This window comes from Terrisporobacter muris, assembly GCF_024621905.1.
Taxonomy (GTDB): domain Bacteria; phylum Bacillota; class Clostridia; order Peptostreptococcales; family Peptostreptococcaceae; genus Terrisporobacter; species Terrisporobacter muris.
Genome location: NZ_JANKBY010000360.1, coordinates 1 through 3282, shown reverse-complemented (window position 1 = coordinate 3282; position 3282 = coordinate 1). Strand labels below are relative to the sequence as shown.

5 protein-coding genes are annotated in these 3282 nt (G+C 26.1%); 2 read left to right on the top strand and 3 right to left on the bottom strand.

All coding sequences use genetic code 11. From position 1 onward, the window contains the following. The first annotated feature begins 65 nt into the window (after positions 1–65). Together NSA58_RS17750 and NSA58_RS17745 are read left to right on the top strand one after the other, a co-directional pair. Positions 66–896: a DUF975 family protein gene (locus NSA58_RS17750; protein WP_074079728.1), complete on the top strand. Its 831-nt coding sequence runs from the start codon at positions 66–68 to the stop codon at positions 894–896. A 22-nt stretch (positions 897–918) separates the two neighbouring features. Continuing rightward, a complete protein-coding gene (locus NSA58_RS17745) occupies positions 919–1677 on the top strand; it encodes an AAA family ATPase (RefSeq protein WP_257560761.1) in 759 nt (252 codons plus the stop codon). Between the two features lie 88 nt (positions 1678–1765). On the opposite strand, the gene NSA58_RS17740 is transcribed toward NSA58_RS17745, so the two are convergent. The 3 genes from NSA58_RS17740 to NSA58_RS17730 all read right to left on the bottom strand — a co-directional run bounded on the left by NSA58_RS17740 (position 1766) and on the right by NSA58_RS17730 (position 3266). Further along, positions 1766–2161 (bottom strand): HsmA family protein, encoded by a 396-nt coding sequence (locus tag NSA58_RS17740; RefSeq protein WP_039678993.1) that lies wholly within the window; start codon positions 2159–2161, stop codon positions 1766–1768. 5 nt (positions 2162–2166) lie between these two features. After that, on the bottom strand, positions 2167–2595 hold the full coding sequence (locus NSA58_RS17735) for a MarR family winged helix-turn-helix transcriptional regulator (protein WP_039678992.1): 429 nt from the start codon (positions 2593–2595) through the stop codon (positions 2167–2169). Positions 2596–2714: 119 nt separating this feature from the next. After that, positions 2715–3266, bottom strand: coding sequence for a DUF3793 family protein (locus tag NSA58_RS17730; RefSeq protein WP_052232906.1), 552 nt, complete (start codon positions 3264–3266; stop codon positions 2715–2717). Between the last annotated feature and the right edge of the window lie 16 nt (positions 3267–3282).

Below are 3282 nucleotides of genomic sequence, written 5' to 3'. Positions count from 1 at the left end.
AATTGTAATAATATACAATAAGAATTTAGCATATAATATATTTATGGGGAAAAGGAGGGAAATTTATGTGGATTAGAAGTGAATTAAAAGAAAGAGGAAAAATTACGTTTAAAAGATTTTATTGGAAGTCAGTGATAGTTTGCTTTATATGTTTATTATTAACTGGAGGGTTAGGTAGTAGTGTTACAAATAGAATAAGTGATTCTTATGATTCTAATATGAATAATATATATGATACTTATAGCGATGATGAATACTACGATTCTGATGATGAGTATTATTACGATGGAGATTTTGAACAAGAAATATTAGACTTTGAAGACGCTGCAATAGGATTTTTTACTAGTGGATTCTTCTTTTTATTTTTAGGAATATCAATAGTTATTATGATTGTAGGATTTATTATTAAATTACTAATTATATATCCAATAGAAATAGGTAAAAATAATTTCTTCATGGGAATAAGAGAAGAAGAAAAAACATTGGATAGTTTAATTTTTATTTATAAAAGTGGTCAACTTAAAAATACAATATTTACAATGTTTATGAAAGGTTTATTCCAATTTTTATGGTCATTGTTATTTGTAATACCAGGAATAATAAAAGCTTATGAATATCGAATGATACCATATATATTAAGTGAAAATCCAGAAATAAGTAGAGAAAGAGTTTTTGAGATAAGCAAAAAAATGATGATGGGTAATAAATGGAATACATTTGTATTAGATTTATCTTTCTTAGGATGGGAGATATTATCAGGTCTTACTATAGGTATACTTGGTATTTTCTATGTTAATCCTTATGTACAAAGTACAAATGCAGAATTATATGCTTATCTTAGAGAAGATGCATTAAGAAATGGATATGTTAGTAGTAGTGAGCTAATAGGATTTTAATATATTGTGAGGCAGATGAGAAGTGGAAGAAATAAATTATAATACTTATATAAGAGAAGTTAAAATTAATAAAGAAAAAATAGAAAATATAAATGAGTATCCTTTTTCTTTACCAATAATAAATGACTTAGATAAACTAAAAATGCATCCAAAAGTTACTTTTATTGTGGGGGAAAATGGTAGTGGAAAATCAACTTTGTTGGAAGCCATAGCGGTATCATATGGATTTAATCCAGAAGGTGGGACTAAGAATTTTAATTTTTCCACACGAAGTAGTCATTCTAGGCTTTATGAGTATATTACTTTAATAAAAGGAATAAAAAGCCCCAAGGATGGATTTTTCTTAAGAGCTGAGTCCATGTATAATTTGGCTACAAATATAGAGGAGCTAGATAGTATAATTGGGCCGGGGGCTAGAGTAATCGATTCTTATGGAGGAATATCTCTTCATAATCAATCCCACGGAGAATCTTTTTTCTCTGTAATGATGAATAGATTTTCAAAAAATGGTATATATATCCTTGATGAACCAGAAGCAGCTTTATCTCCATCTAGACAAATGTCAATGCTTACTAGGATAAATGAATTGGTGAAAGAAAACGGTCAATTTATCATAAGTACACATTCGCCTATACTTATGGCTTATCCAGATTCTAAAATATATGAAATTAAAGATGATAAAATCAAAGAGGTAAATGTGGAAGAAACAGATCATTTTCAAATTACAAAATCATTTTTAAATAATAAAGAGAAGTTTTTAAATATTTTACTAGATGATTAAAACTTATATCATAATTTACAATAATATAAATGAAAAATAGCAAGTATACCATATGATATACTTGCTATTTTTCATGCAAAGTCAAATTTTATATTCCCATTCCTAGCATCATTCCTATAAAGTAAGGAATTAGCCATATAACCCAGACTACTATACTAAATTTATGGAATGTCTCTTTTTTCTTTTCGTCATTTTTATATAATACCCATGTTGCCCAAACAGCGTGGAATAACATAAGCACAATTGCTAAAAAGCCTGTAATTCCGTGTAAACTTTGACCCATTGCACTCATTGTAGCTGCACCTGATTTAGCTATTTTACTCATAGTCAAAGTACCAGTTGTATCACATAGTAAACCTAACCAAAATATAATAACATGATTTTTATTAAGACTCTTAGCTCTTCTTTCTGAAAATACACCTATTGTATAAAATATTAAAGCTAATGTTATAGTTACTATTGCAAAGATTAAAATATTACTCATTTTTATTATCTCCTTTTCAATTTATCTCTTAATTTAATTAAATTTTCCTTTGTTTCTTTTACTTCATCATCAGTAAAATTTTCAAATATTTTATCAAAACTTTTGTTTATTTCATTTCTAAAGTTTTTAGCATATTCATATCCTTTAGTTGAAAATTCCACATAGGTATTTCTTTTGTCATTATCGCATTTCACTTTTTTTACATAATCAGCAGCCTCTAGTCTACTAACTATCCCTGATATTGTACCTTTTGCTAAAGACATCTCCTTACACAATTCAGATATGGTTATTTTCTCCTTGTGAGCTATTAATTTAATAACCATGGTTTGCTGATGAGTAAGACCACTTTCCTTTAAATTATCATTTACAATTTCAATTGTACTTGCATATATTTCTTTAATTAGCATAGCTATTTCAAATGAATTATATTTCATTATAAAATCCCCTTATTTGTTTAATTAAACTTTTGTTTGCGTGCAAACTAATTAGTTTCTATGCAAACTATTATATAATTTAAATTGATTTTTGTCAACAAACTATAATTGAAATTTAATTATCTATTATATACTAAAGTTTCCAATGGATAATTATTATCATAAAGATAAGAAAAAACTTGAGTATATTTTTTAAAAGTTCTAAATTTATTATTACAAAATTCAACATCATGATAAACTTTCCAACAACCACAAACCTTAAAATTATTTCCTTTATGTTTAATAAAACTTTGCACATCATTTAAAGGATAACCTAGAAAAATACCAACTTCATGAGGTGTTTTATTAAAATATTCGAATCTACTTTTTAGATGAGAAATATAATCTTTTAGAAGAATACCTTCATATCCATAAGCTTTTAAAAAGTTTATAACATTTTTATTTTTTAAATCATGAAGGAGCATTTTTAATCGATAAAGATAGATGAGGCTATATTTATCACAAGTATATATAATATCTAAATATACATCCAAAGGGTTTAAAAGAAGATTATAATTTCTAATTTCCTTGTTTAAATCTAATTGATTATTTTTATAAATTTTAAATAAGCTACCGGTTTTTACTCCAGCCAAAGTAGGTGAAGCATATTTTATTAAAATTCTATCTATCATAAAACATCATCCTTTT